1 pseudogene is annotated in these 444 nt (G+C 70.3%); it reads right to left on the bottom strand.

Features of this window, described 5'->3' with window-relative positions:
* Positions 1 to 425 (bottom strand): annotated as a pseudogene (locus E2C06_RS39065) (hypothetical protein); the annotation flags it as partial.
* Between the last annotated feature and the right edge of the window lie 19 nt (positions 426 to 444).

The raw sequence follows: 444 nt of genomic DNA, 5'->3' as shown, positions 1-444 counted from the left end.
GAGCGGCTGTCGGCCACCACCGCCGAGGGCAGCAACTCGTCGCCGCAGGCCAGCCGCCAATCGAGCGCGAGACGTTGACCCAGCCGTCGCCACAGGCCCAGGCGGGTCCAGCGCGCGAAACTGCTGTGCAGGGTGGTGAAGGGAACACCCGAGAGCCAGCCGGCGATGCGCCACTGCAGGCCGCCGAAGGTCAGCGTCCAGATCAGCCCGATTAGGCGCCGCCGCAGCGTCGGGTCCGGCTTACGGCCGCGGCGATGCACGCCGACCCGCTCGCGGTCCATGGCCTCCAGTTCCGCCTCGACCGCAAAGACGAACACCTCGATGTCGGCCAGGGCGTTCCAGCCGTCACCACGGCTGGCACGGGGAACACGGCGAGCCGAAGGCGGAGGCAGGTCGACATTGCTGCGTAGGCTGGTGCGAGACATCGGCCCAACATGGTGAGGC

It is taken from the genome of Dankookia rubra, assembly GCF_004355005.1.
Taxonomy (GTDB): Bacteria; Pseudomonadota; Alphaproteobacteria; order Acetobacterales; family Acetobacteraceae; genus Paracraurococcus; species Paracraurococcus ruber_A.
This window is presented reverse-complemented; position numbering and strand designations above follow the sequence as displayed.